The sequence below is a fragment of the Viridibacillus sp. NPDC093762 genome, from assembly GCF_050279675.1.
Taxonomy (GTDB): domain Bacteria; phylum Bacillota; class Bacilli; order Bacillales_A; family Planococcaceae; genus Viridibacillus.
Window position 1 is genome coordinate 69,827 of record NZ_JBNNUK010000008.1, and the last position, 23,074, is coordinate 92,900.

Here is a 23,074-nt window from a genome sequence, read left to right on the forward strand (position 1 = left end):
GTGTATTAAACATCTGTTGATTACTATAATAGTAGGGGGAAGTCTATATGAAACTTCAAGGACAGGTTGCAGTTGTAACAGGAGCTGCTTCAGGGATGGGTAAAGCAATTGCTGCTTTATATGCACAAGAGGGAGCAAAGGTAATCGTATCAGATATTAATGCAGAAGCTGCGGATGTAACGGTAGCGGAAATCAAAGCTAATGGTGGAGAAGCTACAGCAGTAGTGGCAAACGTTGCTAAAGAAGAAGATATTCAGAACTTAATCGATACAACAGTGAATCTTTATGGAACAGTTGATATTCTAGTAAATAATGCGGGAATTATGGACAATTTCGAAGCAGCAGCTGATATTGAAGATAATCAATGGGAAAGAATTTTTGCTATTAATACAACGAGCGTAATGCGTGCGACACGTAAAGTTCTACCTATTTTCTTAGAAAAGAAAAAGGGAACAATCGTGAATGTCGCATCAGCAGGGGGCTTAAACGGAACTCGTGCAGGAGCAGCTTATACAGCTTCCAAACATGCAGTTGTCGGTTTCACGAAAAATACGGCGTTCATGTATGCAAATGATGGAATTCGCTGTAATGCGATTGCACCGGGAGCAGTAGAAACAAATATTAATAGTTCAATGACGAATATTAATGAATTTGGTGTAGGACGTGCAATGTCAGGATTAAATATTAACCCTCGAGTTGGTCAACCGGATGAAATTGCAAAAGTAGCATTATTCTTAGGATCTGATGACTCTAGCTTTGTTAATGGAACAGTAATTGTTGCAGATGCAGGTTGGACTGCTTACTAATATATAAAAATAAGACACCGTTTCCTAATAGAAACGGTGTCTTATTTAGTCTTGACCCACAATGGTACTTCTTCTATCAAGTAAGGTAACGTCTCTCCACATACCATTTAACTGACCAAAGCGTTCGCGTACACCAACCTCTTTGAAGCCGAATTTCCGATGTAGATGTATGCTAGAGGCATTCTCAGAGAAAATTTGTGCCTGGATTGTCCAAATACCACACTTTTCACTTTCTTCGATGCATTTTTTTAATAACTTAGTACCAACGCCCAATCCTTGAGCACGCTTACTAATATAAATGCTATCCTCTGTCACACCCTTGTGGAATATATTATTGGAAAAGGGGCTAAGTGCAATCCATCCAACGATTTCTCCATCCACACGTGCGACAAAACGACATTCTTCTAAATGTCCAGCGTCCCATTGCTCCCATGTAGGTGGAGTGGTGCGAAATGTTGCATTACCGCCTTCAATCCCTTCGATAAAAATAGCTCTAACTTGGTCCCAATCAGTGGGCATCATTGTTTCAATCTTGACTTGTTCTGCCATATGGTTGCCTCATTTATAATAGATTTCAATGCTTGGAAATATTATATTCTATAAAGCATAGAAATGGTTTAATTATCTGAAAATAAATTAAGATACGAGTTTTAGTCCGACTGCTGCACTTAGCACCATCGTAATAAAAACAATACGTTTCCAATCTTTTGATTCACCAAAAAAGAAAATGCCAATTAATGCTCCACCAGAGGCACCGATTCCTGTCCAAATAGCATAAGCAGTACCCATAGGAATTGTGTTCATAGCATAAGAGAGACAAGAAAAACTAATTGTAAAGCCAGCGATTAGGCTTAACATAATAGTTGCTTTCTTTTCATGCTGCCATTTGTTCATCATAGCTACTCCGAAAACCTCACAAAATCCTGCTACAATTAACGCGATCCAAGCCATTATTCTGCACCCTCCTTTTTATCATCTGTGACAATCTTCAAGCCCATTACACCGACAAGCAATAAAATAATGAGTAAAATTTTTGAGATTTTAAATGGCTCATCGAAAAACAAAATGCCTGTAATGACAGTGCCAGCAGTACCAAGTCCTACAAAAACGGCATATACCGTGCCAACAGGAAGATAACGTCCTGCTACGAGTAATAAATAAAAGGTAAAGACGATGGCAAACACAGTACCTCCCCAAGTCCAAACGTCATATGAGTGTTTTAATCCGACAACCCATAACACTTCAAAAACAGATGCAACAATTACAATTAACCAATGTTTATTCATTTCATTCATCCTTTCTAATTTTAGATAAAAAAAGCCCAGGAGACACTGAATAACAGTAGTCTCCCAGGCTTTTATCCTTCCGTGGCATAGCAATATGGCTATGAGATTTCTCTCGGACCAGGCTAGTAACATACTACGGAACCCTAGAAATCATTGTTGTATCAAGTTAACCATATTGTAATAAAAAGGAGAGAAAAGTTCAAGTGAGAAGGTTATTTATCAAGATAACCGCGTTCGCCAAATGGTTCTAATTTAGTTATCCATTGCTCTTCAAGATTTGCTAATTCTCTCTTCGCATCGAAGAAACCTTCTTCTTTTTTCTTCAATATTTCAAGAATTTCAATTTCAAATGAAGCTTCACCAAATTTGTTCCAATCTGCTTGTAGAGCTTTATTTGTATGATTATTCATTTTAAGCATGAATTGTACACCATTTAATCTCTTTAAATTATTTGTACTACCGATATAGATTTTATTATTTGTGGTGTTAGTAATTTTATAAACACCTGATTGGATAGGAGTTTCTTTATAAATTTGTTTGAGTTCTTTTTGACGGTCCACTATGAGCTACCTACTTTCTTTATTTTTTAATCCAATATGCACTGCCATCTGCTTTACGATCTAAAAAGCCGTATTCTATTAAATAACGACGAATCATAGCATAGTCATCATGAATTGGCATGAGAATAGCATTAATTTCTTTTTCTGTATAAGTACTTTCGCTAGCAAAGCGGTTAGTAATTTCGCGTAGGATAATAAGTTTTTGTTTTTCCTTTTTCGGAAAGCGTAACAAAGGTCCATTTGTACCTTCAGGGAAAAGTTTATTTAAAACTTCATCCTGTTCATTATTGGTGATATTATAACGGTCATCCACCATCGTAGCGGTTTTGTGTACAGGTACGAATGTAGGTGCATTCATATCTTTTTCCTTTAATAGCTCCATCATGACTAAAAATGTTTTCGCTTGGCGTTCCTTTTCCTTTAAGGCAAATCGATGATGACGGATTGTAGAGGCACTACCGATTTCTAATTCTTCCTGTACTTCAGCATCTGTCTTTCCTGCATAAAATAGTCGTAATAAATTGCTTTGATGCTCAGTAAGACCTGTCATCTTTTTGTTAAGTCCGATTAAATATGCAAAAACAGATTGATGTGTGTCTTTAATGTGCATTTGCATATATTTCTCTGCTTCATAAAGTACATCATTTTGAGGATAAATAATGCCCTTTTCTATTTTTTCGCCGCAAAGAAGACAAGTGTAACAATGTGCATCTTCTGAATAGCCCTTTTTTAGTTGATCGATTGATGCATTCCAAAATAGTTCTGAGTTCTCCATACATAAACACCTTCAATTCTTGTTTTCTATTTTTAAACTTAGATATAAAACGTTTGTTTATTTATAAACATAATACTTAATCGTTTGTTTTTTGTCAATGATTAACAATCTGGTTATAATGAAGAGAATAGATAGGGATAATTATGTTAAAACGATTCAAAATGCAGATGGAGAAGATGTGGAAGGCGAGGCGTGTGTTGCTTTTCGTTAATATTTGAGTAAATAGCTTCTAAAATAAAGTGTTGATTAGAAATGAACGATTCATGTTGAACCATTAAAAATTTGATTTGGGAGTGAAATAAAATGCTATTGCATACGAATGTTAGCGGTGAAGGAGAAACTATTGTTTTTTTACATACAGGTTTGCAAACAGGGAAATTAGATTTCGAATATCAACAAGCATTTTTTAATAAGAATTATAAAGTTATATCTCCTGATTTAAGAGGTCATGGGCAATCCACATCGAATGATTTTACTAATTATTTTAATGTATCAGCAAAAGACCTATTAGAAACTTTTGATCACTTAGGATTAGGTCGGGTTCACCTGGTAGGTGCTTCACTGGGTGCAATTGTTGCGACTGTTTTTGCAAAGTTATATCCAGAAAGGTTGTCCTCATTAATTATTTCGGGCATAACTCCTGAAAAACCAGAAAATTGGTTATCGTTGCATGAGCAGGATGTTGCATTTCAATCAAAGCTTTTACAAAATGAAGAAACTTTAGCTTACTTTAACTCAATACATACATCTGACTGGTTTCAAATGTTAGATTTGGTTCGTGATATGAATTGGTATCCATTTGAAATAACGAGAGAGTTAGCTTATTTAAATTGCCCAACCCTATACTTAGCAGGTGAAGGTCAAGTAAATGAAGTGAAGGGCGCAATTAACTATGCACAAAAGAATGACAATATTCATCCAGCAATAATTCCGTTTGCAGCTCATCTAGTTCATAATGAACAGCCAGAAGTTTATACAATTTTGATGGAGCAATTTTTAAGGGAAACACAAAAAAGGCGCTAAAATAGCGCCTTTTTTAGTCCTTAATCTGAATCTGATAATCTTCAAACCAAGTATGAATTTGTGCTAAATAAGCGAGAAGCTGAGGACCGGCCATTAATTGTCCAAACCAAGGGACTTTAAATGAAGTACCACCGGATTCTATGAGGCTATCTAGACGTTTCCGTTCAAAGAATTCATGTAGGATTGAGTTTTTATCTTGGAGAATTTCTTTAAGCCATTGTTGGACACCAGCTGTATAAGCAGGGTGATATGTTTTTGGATATGGATTCTTTTGTCGATAGAGCACTTCTTTTGGCAAGAGCTCTTCCATTGCCTTTCGCAAAAGTCCTTTTTCCATATTACCTGTTGATTTCATTTCCCAGGGAATATTCCATATATATTCTACGAGGCGATGGTCTGCAAAAGGAACTCGCACTTCAAGACCTGCCCCCATACTCATACGGTCCTTGCGCTCTAATAATGTCGTCATAAACCAAATCATGTTGAGATAGAACAATTCTCGTCGTTTTGCGTCTTGTGGTGCTTCTCCGTCAAGTCGAGGCGTTTCGGCAATGGATTCTTCGTAGGCATTTTGCATATAGTCTGGGATATTGAGTTTTTGCTGCCATTCGGTGCGTAGCACAGATTCGCGTTCATCAATTGATCGAATCCATGGGAAGCTGGAGAAAGACTGTTTAAACCAAGGATAGCCTCCAAATATTTCATCGGCACATTCACCTGACAAACCAACAGTGAAGTCTTTTTTAACTACTTTTGCAAACCATAATAGGGATGAGTCTACATCAGCCATACCTGGGACATCACGTACATGTACCGCTTCTTTCAAATAATCAATTAGTTCTTGTTGTGTAATTACTTCTGAATGATGTACGGTATTAAACGTTTCAGTCATTTTTTGAATCCAGAAAGCATCTGTGGAAACTTGAAAATCATTCGATTCAAAAAACTTAGCATTATCTTCGTAATCGATGGAATAGGTGTGAAGAGCTTCTTTACCATCTTTTTTATATTTATTTGCTGCAATTGCTGTAATAATACTGGAATCTAATCCTCCTGATAAGAAAGTACAAAGGGGTACATCGGAAACGAGTTGTCGCTCCACTGCATCTGTCACAAGGTCACGTACATTGGTCACTGTCTGTTCAAAGGAATCTGTATGCTCTGAGCTTTTAACATTCCAGTATCGCCAAATACGAAGACCGTTTTTTGTAAATGTAAGTGCGTGAGCAGGGCGTAATTCATGTATATTGTTGAATATTCCTTTGCCTGGAGTACGAGAAGGTCCCAGACTAAAAACATCAGCGAGTCCTTCGTGTTTAATGATTGGTTGAATATCTGGGTGTGCAAGTATAGCTTTTATTTCAGAACCAAATAATAAGCCGCTATTTTGTTCTGTATAGAATAGTGGCTTTACGCCAAGTCGATCTCGTGCAATGAAGAGCTTTTCAGAAATATTATCCCAAATAGCAAAGGCGAAAATTCCATTTAGATGATCGACACATTGTTCCTGCCATTCAATATAGCTTATTAGTAAAACTTCAGTATCAGAATTAGATGAAAAGTGGTAGCCGCGCTTTTGCAATTCACGACGCAATTCGTCTGTATTATAGAGTTCTCCATTATAGGCCATTGTGTAGTTAGTGCCGCCTTTTGAGCGGGTCATTGGTTGCTCGCCACCACTTGGATCGATGACGATGAGTCTTTGATGTCCAAATGCTGCATGTGTTTCAGTCCAAATATTTTCCGCATCTGGGCCACGTTTTTTTAATGTTTTAGTCATGGTATGTAAAACATTTTGTTGCAACCGTAAATCCTTTTTGAAATTTACCCATCCTGTGATACCACACATCATTTCACATCCTCTGCTTCTAGTCGTTACCTAGTGTATGCGAACTGGGCGGAGGATGTTCGCAGGTTATTGTTCTTTTTCTTTCATATGCTCAATATGCTTGGCGCCCCACTTTTGCATAGTTGTTAAAATAGGCCGTAGTGTCATGCCATATTCGGTGATTTGGTATTCTACTTTTGGAGGTACTTGTGGATATACAGTACGTGTTAGGATGTCGTGTTCTTCTAATTCGCGTAGATGCATTGTGAGCATTCGTTGAGTGATATCCGGAATGAGTTTTTTTAATTCATTAAATCTAAGTGCTTCTCCATGTAATAAGTGATCTAAAATAATAGGTTTCCATTTGCCGACAATCATGTTTAATGCAACAACCATTTGGCATTGACTCGGGTTTTTTTGTCCCTTTAACATGCGTAACCTCCCATTAGTATCTTTTTTTATACTATGTTTAATTAATGTGCCTACTTACAATTCGTAACTAGATATATCATAATTGATTTTAGTTAAGAAATATACATTAATTGGAGGATTTATAATGACTAAAAAAGATTTTGCAACAGCTGTAGAGGAACGTCGTAGCGTATATGTAATTAATAATGAAGCCATCGTATCTGATGAACGTATTCAAGAAATCGTTGAACATGCAGTAAAACATACACCATCTTCTTTTAACTCTCAAACAGCACGTGCAGTTGTTTTGTTAGGTGAGCAACATTCAAAATTATGGAGCATTACAACCGAAACTTTACGCCAAGTTGTACCTGCTGATGATTTCGCGCCGACTGAAGAAAAAATGAACATGTTCGGTGCTGGCTATGGTACTGTGCTATTTTTTGAAGACCAATCAATTGTAAAGGGCTTGCAAGAAAAATTCCCTTCATATGCGGGTAACTTTCCAATTTGGTCTTTACAATCATCAGGTATGGTGCAATATGTAGTATGGACTGCACTTGAACAAGAAGGTTTTGGTGCCTCATTACAGCATTACAACCCATTAATTGATGATGCAGTGAAAAGTGAGTGGAATATTCCTTTAGACTGGAAATTACTAGCTGAAATGCCTTTCGGTAAACCGGTTGTTGCAGCTGGAGAAAAACAATTTTCTCCTGTTGAAGACAGAGTGAAAGTCTTTAAATAAGTTATGGATATTAAAGCTACTCTTAAGTATGACTTAGGAGTAGCTTTTTTTGTCGTTTATGCGAATCAAGTAATCTATAAAAATTCTACTTAATTGATTAGAAATTTCTCCTTTGGCGCGATATCTGAAAATCAGTTAATATAGAGTAGTTGTAGTTTAATATGAAAGGAAGTCGATTATGAGTCAAAATCGTAATCAAAATATAGAAGAGATTAGTACAGCGAAGTTGATGTGGCAACTTACTCGTCCGCATACATTAACGGCGACATTCGTACCAGTCATTCTTGGGACAGTACTTGCTGTGTTTGATGTAAGAATAGACTGGCTATTATTTGTAGCAATGCTTGTGTGCTGTTTAGCACTACAAATTGCAACAAATTTATTCAATGAATACTATGATTTCAAACGTGGATTAGATACAGCTGATTCTGTAGGTATTGGTGGTGCACTTGTCCGTCATGGTACTAAACCTTCTACAGTACTAGCTTTTGCACTATCGTTATATGGAGTTGCTGTTGTACTTGGGATTTTTATTTGTATGAATAGTAGTTGGTGGCTTGTAGCAATAGGTGCGGTAGGAATGGCAATCGGTTATTTATATACCGGTGGACCTTTCCCGATTGCGTATACACCGTTTGGGGAGTTGTTTGCAGGTCTTAGTATGGGAATTGGATTTGTATTAATTTCATACTTTATACAAGCAGGAACGGTTAGTATGACAAGTCTTTTGGTGTCAATTCCACTTGGGATATTAGTTGGAGGCATTAATATGTCGAACAACATCCGTGACATTAAGGAAGATACAATTGGAGGACGTAAAACATTAGCAATCCTTTTAGGGCGTGAAAAGGCTGTGAATTTACTAGCGCTTTCATTTATCGTGTCATATCTATGGATAATTGTACTTGTTATTATTGGAACGGTTAGTCCATGGTTACTTGTTGTATTAATAAGTATTCCGAAACCAATACAGGCAATTAAGGCCTTTAAAGAGGGCGTAAATGATCCAGCTAAACAGGGGATTGCAATGAAATCCACTGCACTGACGAATACATTCTTTGGATTTTTATTGTCGGTTGGACTAGTTTTAAGTTACTTATCCTAAATGAAAAACTGTCTAACAATCAAATGAGATTGTGGACAGTTTTTTTGTGGGTATATTTAGTGTTTTTGTAGTTGATGAGCAAATTTTGTTTCCTTTAGGCGAACAGAGATAATGCAACCAAGCAAAGCACCGCTAACACTTGATACAAGGAAAACGGGCATAAAGAATAGTGCAGTAACTGAAGTGCCCATTAAAATTTTGGCATAGGGTACTGCAACCAATGAAGCGAGTATGCCAGTACCAATAGTTTCTCCTACAGCAGCTAGCCAGACTTTACCGTAGTGTTTGTAGAGTACACCTGCTAAAAAAGCTCCAATCATACCACCGGGAAAGGCGAGTAAGGAACCGGTGCCAGTTATTACTCGGACAAGCCCAGTAAGAAATGCAATAAGAACAGCTGGGCCAGGTCCTAGCATTACAGCAGCTAGAACATTTACAGCATGTTGAACAGGATATGCACGTGCAATACCTGCTGGAAATGATACAAAAACAGATCCTGCAACGGCGATAGCGACAAACATGGCTATAGTCGTTTTGCGTGAAGTCATGAAATTTTCGCCACCTGTTGTAAGACATGAAGTAGTTGTCGTGTGGCTACAAATGGTTCTTCATGTGTTGTGATAGCAGAGATGAGTGAAACGCCATCTGCTCCTGCTCTGATCACGGTTTGACAATTATTTATTGTAATACCACCAATACCAACAATAGGTAGAGAGGGATACGTAGCAGCTGTTTGTTCTATTAATGTTGTACCAGCAGGGGAATTTGCGTCTGACTTAGAGGTAGTAGCGTAGACTGGACCAATGCCTACGTAATCAGCTCCTGCCTTTATTGCAGCGGTTACCTCTGTTAATGAATGGGTAGAGACACCTAGAATTTTATCTAGACCAATCTTTTCTCGGACCGCATTTGCGTTAGCGTCATTTTGGCCGACGTGCACACCATCTGCATCTAGAGCGATTGCTAAATTTACATCGTCATTGATAATGAAAGGTACATTATATTTTTTACACAGGGCTTTGCATGATTTAGCAAAGTTTATTTTATCTTCCCCGGTGAGCGCATTTTCTCCTTTTTCTCTGAATTGAAAGAAGGTAATGCCACCACGGAGAGCTTCTTCTAAAACAACGAGTGGATCGTGTTCGTCGATGTTTTGACTCCCCATAATGAAATATAACTGAAGTTGTTCTCTATTCAATGATCATAACTTCCTTTCTTGCCCTTTCTGAAATTTCACGATAGGCCCAATGATTTGTAGGTCCATGGCCAGCACCCAATTGTAGTCCATTCTTTATAGCGGCTTGGATAAAATGTTTCGCATCAATTACGGCATCTGAAGCAGTAAAACCTTGTGCCAAACGAGCTGCAATAGCTGCTGAGAATGTACAGCCTGTACCATGTGTATCTTTCGTGCTGATTCTTTCAGAACGCATGATGAATCGTTCACCTTTTGCTGATAAAAATAAATCCTCTGCATAATCTTTTGTATCGCGGTGCCCACCTTTTAAGACAACGGCTTGAGCGCCCATTGTAATTAGCCGATTTGCAGCATTCTCTACATCACTATCTGAGTGAATCGTTAATCCTGTGAGTACTTCAGCTTCAGGAATATTAGGTGTAATAATGGTTGCAAGTGGTAGTAGCTCAGTTTTCATCGAGTGTACAGCTTCATTTAATAGAAGTGATGCACCACCTTTTGCAATCATGACTGGATCAATAACGAGCATTGGTAGATCATAACTTTTTAATGTTTCAGCTACTCCGTGGATGATTTCTGCTGAAAAAAGCATCCCTGTTTTAATAGCTCCTACTTGGAAGTCATCAAGGACAGCTTTGATTTGGCTGACTACATTGTTCACTTCTACGGCATAAACGTCGTGAACACCTAGTGTATTTTGTGAAGTCACTGCTGTGATTGCAGATGTACCAAATGTACCAAGTTCTTGAAATGTTTTTAAATCTGCTTGAATACCTGCTCCACCACCACTATCAGAACCTGCGATTGTCATAGCAACATTTGTCATATTTGAATATCCTCTTTTTCTACAATTTTCATATTGTCACGTAAATCTTCTGAAGTAAGAGAATATAAACTGTTAATCATTTCAACTGCAAAAGTGCCTGGAGCAATGGCTGTTTTTGCAGCTCTTTCTCCAACTTGTTTGTAAAATGATAGAGCATTAGCTGTTGCTTGCAAATGATGGCCATCTGAAACAGCAAGAAATGCACCTGTCACCGCACTAAGCAAGCACCCGGAGCCTGTAATTAGTGGCATTAAGTCATGCCCACCATCAATTTGAATTGTCGTTTGGCCATCGGTTACGGTATCCTCAAACCCAGTGACTGCAACAATACAGTTAAGCCGTTTAGCAACTTGTTTAGCAGTTAGTTGTACATCTATTTGACCTTCACCAGCATCAGCTCCCCTTGATTGCCATTCGATATTACCGAGTGTAGCAAGTTCACCTACATTACAGCGGATAGCCGTAACTTGGACTTCCTTTAAAATGGTTGTCACGGATTTCTTACGAAACACACTAGCACCTACGCCAACTGGGTCAAGAACAACAGGAATACCTTTTTTATTGGCACTTTTACCTGCCTCAATAATGGATAAAACAGTTCCTTGATCGAGTGTACCAATGTTAAGAACTGTACAGTCTGCAAGAGCAGCCATTTCAGCTACTTCCTCGATTCCCTCCGCCATCATAGGAGAAGCACCTAGTGCGAGGAGACCATTAGCTTGGAAATTGGCAACAACGATATTGGCAATATTATGGACTAGCGGTTTTTCGCCACGTAACTTTTCAAGGAAAGGTTGTTGATCCATTATTTAGTCAGCTCCTTTTCGTAATGTCCAATTGTCCATTGTTGTTTCGTCCAAGCCATTTCCCAGAAATGCCATTCATAATAACTACTTTTACGGAAATGTTCTTTTAGTTGTTGAATACGTGCAGGGGGTAAGTCTTTGGCAAGGTCATTCATGCGATTAATTTGTTCTTCTACTAATTCTCCGAACCACTCAGAGCCATATGTTTGAATCCATTTATCATAAATAGGGTGATTAGGTTTTGAATCTTTTAGGCGGTCGCCAATTTCATAGTAAAGCCAGTAACAAGGAAGTATTGCAGCGAGAGTATCAGCTAAATCACCATTGTTTGTAGCGCGATACATATGAGATACATATTCATATGCTGTCGGTGCGGGCTCAAATGCAGCAAACTCTTCATCTGTAATTTCCAACATAGTAAAAAATTGTTCATGAAGTGACAATTCAGCAATACAAGTTGATTCAGCATGTTTGGCAAAACGTTGTGTAGTATGTAAATCATTTGCCTTTACTGCTCCTAGTGCTTGCACCTTTGCAAAGTGGGTTAAATAATAAGCATCTTGTTGTACGTAATATTGGAAAATATCGAGTGGTAAAGTACCTGCTGCTAATGATTTTACAAACGGATGTTGAAAGCTACCTTCCCATAAATCATTACACTCTTGTCTTACTTCTTCACAAAATGTCATCTTTATGCACCCCAAGTTCATTTGTTTTTGAAAACAAAAAGCCGCCCCCTGATCTGTGTCAGTAGGCGGCGAGCAATCATTTTCAATAAAACAAAATAGACTGATAGCGCCACTTCCCTCCGCTGGTATGAGCCAGATCAGGTTCCAAGGGTCCGTAGCACTCTACGTCTCAGCCAATTATATGACTCCCCTAGTGGTTAAAAAGCGATTTAGTTTTCAACATCAATATAACATAAATATTGGAATTAGCAAGGTGTAATTAAGCAAAGTAAATAGATTGTAATAAATGGCATTAAGCCATAGATATGAGCTGATTTCTATGTTAAGATACAAATTATCTGAATTTGATAGTGGGAAGCAAGGTGTTTAGATGGGCACAACGGCAACAGTGAAAGAGCCTGAAGTGAAATTAAATTTATTTCATTTAACTTGGCCGATTTTTTTAGAAGTATTTTTATTTATGTTAATGGGGCTTGCTGATACATTTATGCTGAGCGCATTGTCTGATGATGCAGTATCAGGAGTAGGAGCAGCCAATCAATATATTCATATAGCAATTTTAATATTAGAAGTAATAGGAAACGGGGCATCGATTGTTGTTGCTCAATATTTAGGGTCTAAGCGTTATTTGGAAGCAGCCAAAATTTCAGCACTAGCCGTTTCCTTGAATTTAGTTATTGGTTCAATAATGAGCATCGCTTTCGTGATTTTCTCGAAAAATATTATGATTGCAATGAATTTACAAGGTGATGTGCTTGAGTATGCTAGTAAATATTTATTCATTGTTGGGGGAGCAATTTTCCTACAAGCAATCATCAACTCGTTAGCAGCGATTATTCGTGTGCATGGTTGGACCAAACAGACTATGTATGTATCGCTTGGAATGAATATTTTTCATGTAATAGGGAACTATGTTTTGATCTTCGGTAAATTTGGCTTCCCTGAACTAGGGGTGCAAGGTGCGGCAATTTCATCAGTCGTCAGTCGTGTTTTGGCTCTATTAGTATTCTTCTGGCTATTGTATCAAGCGCTAGAGGTACGTATTAAATTTCAATACTACGTTTCATTATCAAAAGAATACATCGGTAAGATTTTGCAAATTGGGCTTCCATCTGCATTTGAGCAGGTGATGTACCAAGGTTGTCAAATTGTCTTTTTATACTACGTGACGTATTTAGGTGCAGAATCACTAGCAGCTCGGCAATACGCTTATAATATTTCAATGTTCACCTATTTATTTGCTATAGCGATTGGAACAGGAACTGCGATTATGGTTGGCCGTTACGTTGGTGCCAATGAAAAGGATGCAGCGTATAAACAATTGTGGGTTAGTCTGAAATGGGCGATTATATTTACACTAGTGATGGTCACAGTGGTGGTTATTTTCCGCTATCCGCTAATGCGTCTCTTTACTGATAATCCAGAGGTTATAAAAATTGGTGCGGCAGTGTTAATGTGTAGTATTTTGTTAGAAACAGGACGTACATTTAATATTACGATTATTAATTCATTGCGTGCTTCAGGTGATGCTAAATATCCATTAGTCATCGGATTTTTCTCAATGGTTTGCATGAGCTTACCACTTGGCTATTTACTTGTATTCCAATTAGATATGGGTCTAATAGGTGTATGGTTGGCAATTGCAGCGGATGAATGGTTCCGAGCTATTCTTGTTTTCTTTAGATGGAAAAGTCGTCGCTGGGAAAGATATGCTCTCGTTGCGCCTGATAAAACGAAGTAAATTGATTAGATGTGAGTTTTGCAAGTGATAGATTAGTATTACTTGAGAATTTAATCGCTGATGGCATAAAGTCATCAGTGATTTTTTTATTATAAAAAGATTACTCATTGTTCGTAAGTATCCCTATTATCAAGATGTTATGCAAGACCCTTGATATTTTATCTTTAGCCAACCAACACTTTGTTTTGTATACTTGGTAAAGAAGATTAATGAACGAGGTGTTAGGCATGGCATTGCCGAGAAAAGTAGAGAGTGCTAATAATATGAGAGAGAATCATGCGCTGTTCGCTTGTCCAGTTTGCGGGGATGAGATGATGGTGACTGAGGATTGTATTGTTGTTTGTGATAATCGACATTCTTTCGATATTGCAAAGCAAGGCTATGTAAATTTTATGACGCATGCTGCGACTTCAATGTATGGCAAAGATTTATTTGAAGCGCGTAAGCTGGTTATTGAGAGTGGATTATATGCACCTATGCATACAGCTATTTGTGATTTACTTAAGCAGATGAATACTAATGTTGCTGTACTAGATACGGGTTGCGGTGAAGGATCGCATTTAGAAAGTATTAAAAATAAATTCCAGGAGCGATCTGATAACGGTTTTGTTGGAGTAGGTATTGATATCGCAAAAGAAGGAATTATTGCAGCAGGAAGGCATTATAATGACATAATTTGGTGTGTCGGTGACTTAGCAAAAAGTCCATATCAACAAGAAAGCTTTCATGCAATATTGAATATTTTATCACCTGCCAATTACACGGAGTTTAAACGACTTTTGAAGCCGAATGGATTGGTTATTAAAGTCGTACCACAAAGTGGATATTTACAACAATTACGTGCTTTATTCTTTGCGGAATCTGAAAAGGAATCTTATTCAAATGAACATACTGTCGAACGGTTCAAGGAGAATTTCCTTGAGGTTGAAGTAAAGCGTATTACACAAACAATAGAAATAAATCAAGAATTGGTGCCTTTATTAATGCATATGACACCAATGGGGTGGCATCAAAAAAGTGATGTAGCTGCTACAAACTTAACCGAAATTACGATTGATTTAGACATATTAATTGGGAAAATATAAAACTGTCCTCCGCTTTTTTAGCGGGGGATATTTTTATTTAGAAACTTTTTCCTTATTTTAGACGTAATAGTAAAGAAGGAGTGGTTGGATGTATTTAAAGATTGAAGCGCCACAGCGATGTATTTCGAGAGAAGCTGTAAAGGTTTGGCGTATGACTGAAACATTAACAAATACAGGGATTATTGCTGTGCTTTTAGTCCTCTACTATTTACATATTCACTTTGAGTGGAAAGAATGGATTGGTTGGATCGTCTTAGGACTTATAGTATTGACTTTCTTCACTGCAATTTGGGAAATCCTGTTTAAACCTAGTTTTATGCAAAAGTATTGGCGTTATGATGTAAATGAGGAATTTATTCAATTAAAGTACGGAGCTTTTAAAGAAGTCAATGAGTTAGTTCCGATGACAAAGGTACAGTCTGTAGAATTAATTCAAGGGCCATTAATGCGCAAGTACAATTTGTATTCAATTCAGATAGGTACTATGGGAACAGAACATGTAATCCCTGCCATTTCTGAGGAAGAGGCATTTGAATTACGTGATCAAATTGCGCATTACGCAAAAATTAAGGAAGTGGAATGATGACGCAACCATTGAAAAGATTACATCCTCTAGTACTAATATTCGATCTGTATAAGCTTATTAAAAGTAATATAATCTTTTTTATATTTCTTTTTTTATTAAATATGGGTTCTGAAAAATGGTGGATTCAAACAGCGAAATGGATATTCTTAGCCTATGTTGTGATAATGCTTTTTTTAAGTATTGGTAAATGGATAACATATAGATATGTGATAAAGAATGATGCTTTCTATATTAAGTCGGGGATTTTTTCGAAAAGTGAGCGGACTATTCCATTTTTAAAAGTGCAGAATGTCCAACGCCAAACGACTGTTTTTCATAAAATTTTTAAAGTGACGTCACTAACTCTAGAAACAGCGACTGTTGGTGATGAAAGCTCCATTACATTTGACGTGATTTCTAGAGTAGAAGCAGAAAGTATAGAGAGCGCAGTTACAGAAACTCATGAACAGAAGAAAATTATTGAACAATCATCAGATGGGTTGTTTGAAGAGTCGGTTGTGGTTGTAGAACCAGAGAAAAAAGATAAAAAAGTGATCCATTTTACACCGACGAAAAAGGATTTGGTGAAGGCGTCTTTTACTTCATTTAGTTTTTTAATTTTAATTCCAATCATTCTTAAACTAGATGATGTTGTTAAATTTGATGTATTTAGAGATGAAGTGACGAATGCTTTGAGATGGGGGTGGGCAATCTTAGCAGCTATATTAATGGGCGTACTACTTATTTCCATTGCAATTGGTATGGTTCATACCTTTATTAAGTATGGCAAGTATGAAATTTCATCGGATACTCAGAAGGTTTATATTAAAAAAGGTGTCTTAGATGAATCAATTTTTTCAATTCGCAAAGAGAAGATACAGGCTGTTGAGATTTCGCAATCTTTCATGAAGACACTTCTCGGACTAGCTGAGGTAAAACTAATTAGTGCAGGAAACACTACGATTGGGGAGGTAGAGTCGAATACACTTTATCCATTTTTACCAGTTAGAAAGGCATATACATTGATAAGTGAGTTACTTCCAAATTATCAAGTAGTAGAAAGTATGCATGAATTGCCGAAAAAAGCATTTTGGATTCGTATGATTCGTCCAAGCTATATTTGGCTAATTGCAACGTCATTAATTTGGTATTTCAAGCCTTCATTGTGGTGGGTTTCTGTAGTATTACTTCTAATTATATATTCTTCACGCATATTAGATTATAAAAATAGCCGATATTTACTGAATGAGTCATTTATTCAAATGAAAACAGGTGGATTTTCTACCGTATTATTTATTACAAAGCGTAGTCAAGTTATTGAAGTGAAGACAGAACGTTCGAAGTTGCAACGATACTTCAAGTTGGCTTCAATTAAAACGGTAAACCGAGCAAAACCAGTGCTACATAAGGAGATTCTTGATGTGCCTCACGGGGCCGCATCTGAGTTTTACAGCTGGTACGTAGATAGAACTAAAGATGTCAAAATGTAATAAGTAGTTTTAACGCGCATAGAATGGGAATAATGGAAGCAGGGGTGAATGATTATGAAATATGTAATTATTGGCGGTGATGCTGCAGGTATGAGCGCAGCTATGGAAATTGTACGTCGCGATAAACAAGCGGAAGTAACGACATTGGATAAAGGGCATATTTACTCTTATGGACAATGTGGTTTGCCATATGTTATTGATGGACGAATCCCATCGACAGACAATGTGATCGCACGGAGTGTAGAAACTTTTAGAACGAAATATGGTATTGATGCTAGAACAGGGCATAATGTGACAAATATCAATTCAGAGGCTAAAACAGTATCTGGTGTTGTGCTTGAGAAGGATGAAACCTTCCATATTCCATATGACCGTTTACTTATTGCTACTGGTGCTAACCCTATTTCCCCAGGCTTTGATGGTTCTGACTTAGCTGGGATCCATACGTTAAAAACTATACCTGATACAAAAGCTATTTTAAATGATTTAAATGATGCTTCTGTTAAACAGGTTACCATCATTGGAGGTGGCTACATAGGCTTAGAAATGGCTGAAAGTATAGCGGAACTTGGCAAAAATGTACGCATTATTCAACTTGGTAGCCAGTTAGCTGATATATTCGATCAAGATATGGCAGAGCTCATTCATGAAGAGGCAAGACAAAATGGGATTGAATTAATTTTCAATGAAGAAGTGAAAGGCTTTAAGGGCAAAGGTCATGTACAAACGGTTGTGACGGATAGGGGAGAGTATGGGACTGATTTTGTACTAGCAGCTATTGGTGTAAGGCCTAATACAAACTTTCTTGATGGAACCGGTATGCATATGATGCCAAATGGTGCAATTTTGGTGAATCCATATATGGAGACAAGTATAGAAAATGTTTATGCCGCTGGTGATTGTGCTAGTCATTATCATCGTATTAAACAGAAGGCTGATTATATCCCACTTGGGACTACAGCAAATAAGCAAGGGCGTATTGCAGGGATGAATATGGCTGGAGGTGCAAATACGTTCAAGGGAATCGTAGGTACTTCTGTTGTGAAATTCTTTCATCTAACTTTAGGGCGAACCGGATTATCTGAAAAAGAGGCAGATGAGCTGGGGTTCGATTACGAAACACATAAGCAAAAAGCGAAAGATATTGCTGGTTACTATCCTGGAAACCAGGAAATGCAATTGAAGTTTATCTATGAAAAAACGTCGCAGAAATTGTATGGAGCACAGATTATAGGTGGAAATGGTGTAGATAAACGTATTGATGTTTTTGCAACAGCACTCTATCATGAAATGACTCTGAATGACTTATTGGATTTGGATCTTGCCTATGCACCGCCTTATAACGGAGTTTGGGATCCGATTCAACAGATAGCAAAACGAAAATCATAAGATATATATAGTTGGTTTTTTAGTCTAGCTTCTATATAAAATGAAAATCCGTAGAGATATTAAGCCTCTACGGATTTTCTTCGTGTAAGTACTAGTATGAATTTTAAAAGGATGAGAAATGTTACAGCACCTGCTGTATCTAACATCACATCTTGAAAAGTAGCCGTTCGACCGGTTGTAAAATATTGATGAAGTTCATCAAGTGCCGCTAATGAAAATGTCAGAAGTGCAGCGGTGAATAGGCGGAATTTATGTTTAGGTAAAGCAATAAATATTGTTATCGCTATCAATCCGAACATGCCAAAGTGTGCAGCTTTTCGGATTAAGAATTCTAAAAAATAATAATAGCCGCGCTCGTCTACTGATACAATTATGCCCCAATAGGGAATTTCTAATAGGGATAATAAAGGTTTTAGTGGTTCATTTGGAAACCACTCGCGTAATGTTGGTACGATAGTTTGCTGCTCATAACTCTGACTAGAAGAGATGAAAATGACTAAGAGTAATATGAGTAAAGGAATTAATTTTTTCATATAAGAACCATACCATAAATCGACAGGATTTTCAGTTGGCGTAATGAAAATGCTAATTATAGTGTAACCTTTTGCAATTTCATGAAAGATGGTATGCTAAAAAAGCACTTAAATGATAAAGGACGTGTTAGAATGCCCGGACGTAATGAACCGTGTCCATGTGGTAGTGGTAAGAAATACAAAAAATGCTGTGAGAAGAAAGAAGCAGTCACAGTAGAAACCGTATACGCAGAAGAATTAGAACGAGTATTGCAAACATTTTATGATAAGTATCCGTTACGTAGCGACATTCCTGAGTTTGCTGAAGTAGCGAAGAAATGGCATGATGCAGTCGGCAAATATTTATTAGAAGATATGATTGAAGCCATTGCATTAGATGCATATTTCTTCCATAATAGAACGGATATTTGGCAAGGATATTTGCAAAAAGTGAAAAAAGAAGTAGTACGCCCATCGACTTTAACTGTATTAAATACTTGGGATCATCCAACAATGATGGTTGCTGAAATAACAGCAATTGAAGAGAATTATATGGTGGTGCGAAATATTTTAACAGATGAAGTTGTACATTTGCGTCGTGAAAGTGACAAGCCTGTGCCTGTAGGCGTGCATGTATTTTGCTTTATCTTATCAGACGGCTCAAATAAAGAATCGCATCATTTAGCGGTATCAAGTATGATTTTCTTCCCGAAAGATCATCAAGCTGTATTCGGAAAATTAGCAGAAACTTTTAAAGCACAATCGGCTTTAGACGAAGAAGCTTATTGGAAAGAAAATAGCCTGAGCTTCTGGAAAGAGCTAGGTGAAGCTGGCTTTGAAGGCGGAGAATTTACGGATTTTGAAGCGGATGTATTTTTACGTGTGCTAGAATTTTTAGAAGACAAAGGACAAGACCCAAGACCAGTTCTTGAAATTGTAGAAGATTATGTTGTAGAGCGCCAACCGAAAGCACGTAAGGCTGTAGCAATTGCAGCTGGTGCCATTCGTTTTGGTGAAGAGCAAAAATTATTTGGACCACTTGGCATGACAGTGAAAGAAATTGCTGAAAACTTTGAGGTTTCTCCATCTTCATTAAACAAATATTATAATGAGCTAACGACTTATTATACTGAAAAAAACAACTGATTTTGAGGAACCAAGCCTGGTATTATACCGGGCTTGGTATTTTTAGTTTTTTCTTAATTCCTCTGATTAGTGGTAGTTAGGGGCATTAGTCTAGAAATTTACTTTCTCTATAAGAAAGGTTAGGCTAAAGGTGGATTTCTAAAAGTACAAAAAGTAAAAAGTTTGCATTCTTAAGAGGTCTGTTATAGCTTTAAAATATGAGAAGTATTGTCCAACCTTCAGGAGGTTTTAACAGATGAACACAAATCAACCTTTTACAGATGCAGAATTTGATCATATTTTTGAAGAAAAGTCAGAAGAAATTAATGCCCAGCTGGATCGTGAAATTTTGATAGCCATGATAGGTGATGTAAACGCTGGGAAATCCTCAACAGTAAATAAATTAATGGGTGACGATGTGGCACCAGTGGGCGCAAATCCTGGTGAAACTCAGCATGTCAGAAAGTATATATACAAAGATAAAATTGTTTTCGTCGATACTCCAGGGCTTGATGATATTAAAAGTGAGAACTCGGATTTAACGATGAATTTTTTCCATGAGGCAGATGTCGTGCTATTTTTCCTTAATGCAGCGGGTACTGTTCTTTCAGAAACGGAGCTTGCTTCACTAAAGAAAATAAGTGCGGTCAATAAAGACATTATTCTAGTACTTAACAAAATTGATGCAGCCGACGATATACCAAGCCTTGTGAAATATGTACAAGACCATACAAATTATCAGTATCCAGTGACACCGATTTCTTCTCGCACAGGTGAAAATATGTCCATGTTACAAGAAAAGGTGTTAGAGCTTTTAGAGGTCAAAAAAAAAGACATTTTAATGGCAGCTCATCTGGCTGATAAGTCGGCTACTGCTAAAAAATGGATTTTAGGAGCAGGTGCATCAGCGGCTGCGATTGGAGCAGTACCGATTCCAGGTGCTGATTTCGTACCATTAACAACTTTACAAGTAGGTATGATGTTGAAGTTATCTACCCTTTATGGAAAGCCCATTTCTAAAGATAAAGCTAAGGAAATGATTATCGCAACGATAGTTGGTAACGTTGGGAAAACAATCTTCCGCCAAATAGTAAAATTCGTACCAGGAGCAGGCACTGTTGCTGGTGCGAGTGTGGCAGGTGGAATGACAATAGCACTCGGCTATGCGGTGAAATATGCGTACGAAAATGACATCGACGTCAATTCAAAAACACTTAAACCGTTATATGAAATGTTTTTAAAAGACCAAAAGAAAAAGTAATATTATATTCTGTGCTATAAATCCTATGAAGGATTTATAGCACGTTTTTTGTTTTATGTAAGATATAATATAGCTAACGGCTTTTTTTATTTTGAAGTAGATTATTCCGTATTTAGTGATAGAATATGTAAAAGTATTTTTGTAGGGGGTAATTCTCATAGCTATTATTAAGCCAAAAAGATTAAAGGTTGGTAGTACAATCGGAATTATAGCGCCATCTTCAGGTATAGCAGCTGATTGTCCTGGTCGTTTGCAAAGAGGAATTGAAGCGATTGAGAAAATGGGCTATAAAGTAGTTGTTGGAAAGAATGCGACAAAGAGCGACCACTATATGGCTGGCGCTGTAATTGAAAGATTGGTGGATTTACATGCGATGTTTAGTGATCCAAAAATTGATGCGATTATTACGACCATTGGTGGGACTTGTTCACATCAATTATTAGATAAAATCGATTATGAACTAATTAAAAATAATCCTAAAATATTTATGGGCTATAGTGATATTACAGCTTTGAATAGCGCTATTTATGAAAAAACAGGACTCGTTACATTTTTAGGACCAGCGATTTTACCTCAGTTCGGTGAATTCAATGGGTTGATGGATTATACATATAATTATTTTCAAAATACATTGGTTGAGGCAAATACTGTTGAGATTAACAGTTCATCATATCGTGTATTGGAATCATTATCTTGGGACAAAAAAGATACTAGGGAGCGTTTTAAAGAATTTAATACTGGTATGCAAATTTTCAAACAAGGAAAAGCAAATGGCAAGATTATTGCAGGTAATGTTGGGGTTATGTTACTTCTAGCAGGAACAGAATACTTTCCAAATGTGGATGGAGCAATTCTTTGTTTAGAAGATGATGAAGGTGAATGTCCAGAATCAATAGATCGATATTTTACACAACTGAGACATATGCAGGTATTTGAAAAAATTTCTGCGTTAGTCATTGGTCGGTTCCATCCATCGGTAGGTTTTGGAGATAATCACGAAAATGGGTTATTACACGCTATTTTACAAAGAGCTACAGAGGGGTATGATCTCCCGATTGTTTACAATGCTGACTTTGGTCACACAGATCCGATGTTCATTTTACCAAATGGTATTCAAGCTTCAATTCAAGCAAATGAAGACGGAATTGAATTTCGATTTTTAGAAACAGCTGTACAATAAATAATTAGAAATAACGGTGTATTAGTTGACCTAAAAGAGCAGATATAAAATTTCATGCAGAAACATAGTATTTAATAGTGAAATAATAACATTCTTTTACTAGCAGATTCATATTTATCATGGTACTATCGAAATAAATAAAACTGAAATTTTCAAATAAAGAGGCGAAGTAATTTGTTAAAAGGTTTACCATTATATATGGTGTTAATCGCTGTCGGTTCGCTTAGTATCACATTTGGTATGACGCGTAATTTACCTTTGACGATGCAATGGATATTACTTATAAGCGGCACGATTTTGAACATCATTAGCTTAATCGGACTTTTTATATTTTTGGCAAAGCAAGACTCGAATAAAAAAGCATAACTATTAAGAAAGCTATCTCACTAAAAGTGGGGTAGTTTTTTATTTTTGGAAAATATTGTTGTATAGATTTAACGCAGCGTGATATAGTCGAAGTGTGACATAGTTGCAGTAAAACAAGTGTCGCATGAATATAAAGCAAATGGTATCTTGTTTTATGGTGTTTCGGCAGTTAAAATGTTTTTTGTTTTTGATACAACAGTTTAGTTTGAGCTATCCATAAAAAAGGATAGCTTTTTTATTAAATTCAGTACCTTGCATTGAACAATAGTCATATGATATAGTACTGTTTAATAAACAAT

The 23,074-nt window shown here is 37.0% G+C and carries 26 protein-coding genes and 2 riboswitches; of the genes, 13 read left to right on the forward strand and 13 right to left on the reverse strand.

Going from position 1 to position 23,074, the window contains the following annotated elements:
* The first annotated feature begins 47 nt into the window (after positions 1–47).
* A complete protein-coding gene (locus ACQKM9_RS11890) occupies positions 48–806 on the forward strand; it encodes an SDR family oxidoreductase (protein ID WP_427734552.1) in 759 nt (252 codons plus the stop codon).
* A 45-nt stretch (positions 807–851) separates the two neighbouring features.
* Here the strand turns inward: ACQKM9_RS11890 and ACQKM9_RS11895 are convergent, their stop codons facing one another.
* The 5 genes from ACQKM9_RS11895 to ACQKM9_RS11915 all read right to left on the reverse strand — a co-directional run bounded on the left by ACQKM9_RS11895 (position 852) and on the right by ACQKM9_RS11915 (position 3,427).
* Positions 852–1,355 carry an N-acetyltransferase family protein gene (locus ACQKM9_RS11895; protein WP_427734553.1) on the reverse strand — a complete coding sequence of 168 codons (504 nt, stop codon included), beginning with the start codon at positions 1,353–1,355 and terminating at the stop codon, positions 852–854.
* A gap of 87 nt (positions 1,356–1,442) precedes the next feature.
* Complete coding sequence (locus ACQKM9_RS11900; RefSeq protein ID WP_427734554.1) at positions 1,443–1,757, reverse strand: DMT family transporter; 315 nt, start codon at positions 1,755–1,757, stop codon at positions 1,443–1,445.
* On the reverse strand, positions 1,757–2,092 hold the full coding sequence (locus ACQKM9_RS11905) for a DMT family transporter (protein ID WP_427734555.1): 336 nt from the start codon (positions 2,090–2,092) through the stop codon (positions 1,757–1,759). Before ACQKM9_RS11905 ends, ACQKM9_RS11900 begins: the two co-directional genes overlap by 1 nt.
* A gap of 58 nt (positions 2,093–2,150) precedes the next feature.
* Positions 2,151–2,250: riboswitch (guanidine-I (ykkC/yxkD leader) on the reverse strand.
* A 54-nt stretch (positions 2,251–2,304) separates the two neighbouring features.
* On the reverse strand, positions 2,305–2,652 hold the full coding sequence (locus ACQKM9_RS11910) for a GIY-YIG nuclease family protein (RefSeq protein WP_427734556.1): 348 nt from the start codon (positions 2,650–2,652) through the stop codon (positions 2,305–2,307).
* A 19-nt stretch (positions 2,653–2,671) separates the two neighbouring features.
* Positions 2,672–3,427 (reverse strand): DUF2087 domain-containing protein, encoded by a 756-nt coding sequence (locus tag ACQKM9_RS11915; RefSeq protein ID WP_427734557.1) that lies wholly within the window; start codon positions 3,425–3,427, stop codon positions 2,672–2,674.
* 303 nt (positions 3,428–3,730) lie between these two features.
* Here ACQKM9_RS11915 and ACQKM9_RS11920 point away from each other — a divergent pair, with 303 nt between their 5' ends.
* Positions 3,731–4,450, forward strand: a complete 720-nt coding sequence (locus tag ACQKM9_RS11920; protein ID WP_427734558.1) for an alpha/beta fold hydrolase — start codon at positions 3,731–3,733, stop codon at positions 4,448–4,450.
* A 13-nt stretch (positions 4,451–4,463) separates the two neighbouring features.
* Here the strand turns inward: ACQKM9_RS11920 and asnB are convergent, their stop codons facing one another.
* Positions 4,464–6,299 (reverse strand): asparagine synthase (glutamine-hydrolyzing), encoded by a 1,836-nt coding sequence (gene asnB / locus ACQKM9_RS11925; RefSeq protein ID WP_427734559.1) that lies wholly within the window; start codon positions 6,297–6,299, stop codon positions 4,464–4,466.
* 66 nt (positions 6,300–6,365) lie between these two features.
* On the reverse strand, positions 6,366–6,710 hold the full coding sequence (locus ACQKM9_RS11930; RefSeq protein ID WP_427734560.1) for a winged helix-turn-helix transcriptional regulator: 345 nt from the start codon (positions 6,708–6,710) through the stop codon (positions 6,366–6,368).
* 124 nt (positions 6,711–6,834) lie between these two features.
* Between ACQKM9_RS11930 and ACQKM9_RS11935 the strand changes: the two genes are divergently transcribed.
* Positions 6,835–7,437 carry a nitroreductase family protein gene (locus tag ACQKM9_RS11935; protein WP_427734561.1) on the forward strand — a complete coding sequence of 201 codons (603 nt, stop codon included), beginning with the start codon at positions 6,835–6,837 and terminating at the stop codon, positions 7,435–7,437.
* A gap of 178 nt (positions 7,438–7,615) precedes the next feature.
* Positions 7,616–8,542, forward strand: a complete 927-nt coding sequence (locus ACQKM9_RS11940) for a 1,4-dihydroxy-2-naphthoate polyprenyltransferase (protein ID WP_427734562.1) — start codon at positions 7,616–7,618, stop codon at positions 8,540–8,542.
* A gap of 56 nt (positions 8,543–8,598) precedes the next feature.
* Here ACQKM9_RS11940 and thiW read toward each other — a convergent pair whose 3' ends face one another.
* The 5 genes from thiW to tenA are packed head-to-tail and all read right to left on the reverse strand — an operon-like array spanning position 8,599 to position 12,061.
* Positions 8,599–9,090 (reverse strand): energy coupling factor transporter S component ThiW, encoded by a 492-nt coding sequence (thiW, locus tag ACQKM9_RS11945; protein WP_427734563.1) that lies wholly within the window; start codon positions 9,088–9,090, stop codon positions 8,599–8,601.
* A complete protein-coding gene (thiE, locus tag ACQKM9_RS11950) occupies positions 9,087–9,740 on the reverse strand; it encodes a thiamine phosphate synthase (protein WP_427734564.1) in 654 nt (217 codons plus the stop codon). The genes thiW and thiE overlap by 4 nt, the downstream gene beginning before the upstream one ends.
* Complete coding sequence (gene thiD, locus ACQKM9_RS11955) at positions 9,733–10,566, reverse strand: bifunctional hydroxymethylpyrimidine kinase/phosphomethylpyrimidine kinase (protein ID WP_427734565.1); 834 nt, start codon at positions 10,564–10,566, stop codon at positions 9,733–9,735. Before thiD ends, thiE begins: the two co-directional genes overlap by 8 nt.
* Positions 10,563–11,372, reverse strand: coding sequence for a hydroxyethylthiazole kinase (gene thiM / locus ACQKM9_RS11960; RefSeq protein ID WP_427734566.1), 810 nt, complete (start codon positions 11,370–11,372; stop codon positions 10,563–10,565). The genes thiD and thiM overlap by 4 nt, the downstream gene beginning before the upstream one ends.
* Positions 11,372–12,061, reverse strand: coding sequence for a thiaminase II (tenA, locus tag ACQKM9_RS11965; protein ID WP_427734567.1), 690 nt, complete (start codon positions 12,059–12,061; stop codon positions 11,372–11,374). The genes thiM and tenA overlap by 1 nt, the downstream gene beginning before the upstream one ends.
* Positions 12,062–12,158: 97 nt before the next feature.
* Positions 12,159–12,263: riboswitch (TPP riboswitch) on the reverse strand.
* Positions 12,264–12,431: 168 nt separating this feature from the next.
* Here tenA and ACQKM9_RS11970 point away from each other — a divergent pair.
* The 5 genes from ACQKM9_RS11970 (at position 12,432) to ACQKM9_RS11990 (ending at position 18,331) form a co-directional block, all read left to right on the forward strand.
* Positions 12,432–13,802 (forward strand): MATE family efflux transporter, encoded by a 1,371-nt coding sequence (locus ACQKM9_RS11970; RefSeq protein ID WP_427734568.1) that lies wholly within the window; start codon positions 12,432–12,434, stop codon positions 13,800–13,802.
* 227 nt (positions 13,803–14,029) lie between these two features.
* Positions 14,030–14,887, forward strand: a complete 858-nt coding sequence (locus ACQKM9_RS11975) for a putative RNA methyltransferase (protein ID WP_427734569.1) — start codon at positions 14,030–14,032, stop codon at positions 14,885–14,887.
* A gap of 88 nt (positions 14,888–14,975) precedes the next feature.
* On the forward strand, positions 14,976–15,470 hold the full coding sequence (locus tag ACQKM9_RS11980; protein ID WP_427734570.1) for a PH domain-containing protein: 495 nt from the start codon (positions 14,976–14,978) through the stop codon (positions 15,468–15,470).
* On the forward strand, positions 15,470–16,942 hold the full coding sequence (locus ACQKM9_RS11985) for a PH domain-containing protein (RefSeq protein ID WP_427734571.1): 1,473 nt from the start codon (positions 15,470–15,472) through the stop codon (positions 16,940–16,942). Before ACQKM9_RS11980 ends, ACQKM9_RS11985 begins: the two co-directional genes overlap by 1 nt.
* Before the next feature lie 54 nt (positions 16,943–16,996).
* On the forward strand, positions 16,997–18,331 hold the full coding sequence (locus tag ACQKM9_RS11990) for a CoA-disulfide reductase (protein ID WP_427734572.1): 1,335 nt from the start codon (positions 16,997–16,999) through the stop codon (positions 18,329–18,331).
* A 59-nt stretch (positions 18,332–18,390) separates the two neighbouring features.
* Here the strand turns inward: ACQKM9_RS11990 and ACQKM9_RS11995 are convergent, their stop codons facing one another.
* Positions 18,391–18,864 carry a VanZ family protein gene (locus tag ACQKM9_RS11995; RefSeq protein ID WP_427734573.1) on the reverse strand — a complete coding sequence of 158 codons (474 nt, stop codon included), beginning with the start codon at positions 18,862–18,864 and terminating at the stop codon, positions 18,391–18,393.
* Positions 18,865–18,945: 81 nt separating this feature from the next.
* On the opposite strand from ACQKM9_RS11995, the gene ACQKM9_RS12000 reads away from it, so the two are divergent.
* The 4 genes from ACQKM9_RS12000 to ACQKM9_RS12015 all read left to right on the forward strand — a co-directional run bounded on the left by ACQKM9_RS12000 (position 18,946) and on the right by ACQKM9_RS12015 (position 22,775).
* A complete protein-coding gene (locus ACQKM9_RS12000) occupies positions 18,946–19,989 on the forward strand; it encodes a YecA family protein (RefSeq protein ID WP_427734574.1) in 1,044 nt (347 codons plus the stop codon).
* Between the two features lie 235 nt (positions 19,990–20,224).
* Positions 20,225–21,229, forward strand: coding sequence for a GTPase (locus tag ACQKM9_RS12005; protein ID WP_427734575.1), 1,005 nt, complete (start codon positions 20,225–20,227; stop codon positions 21,227–21,229).
* Positions 21,230–21,437: 208 nt separating this feature from the next.
* Positions 21,438–22,409: a S66 family peptidase gene (locus tag ACQKM9_RS12010; RefSeq protein ID WP_427734637.1), complete on the forward strand. Its 972-nt coding sequence runs from the start codon at positions 21,438–21,440 to the stop codon at positions 22,407–22,409.
* Positions 22,410–22,583: 174 nt separating this feature from the next.
* Entirely contained in the window at positions 22,584–22,775 is a 192-nt protein-coding gene (locus ACQKM9_RS12015; protein WP_053419097.1) for a hypothetical protein, read from the forward strand.
* Positions 22,776–23,074 lie beyond the last annotated feature (299 nt).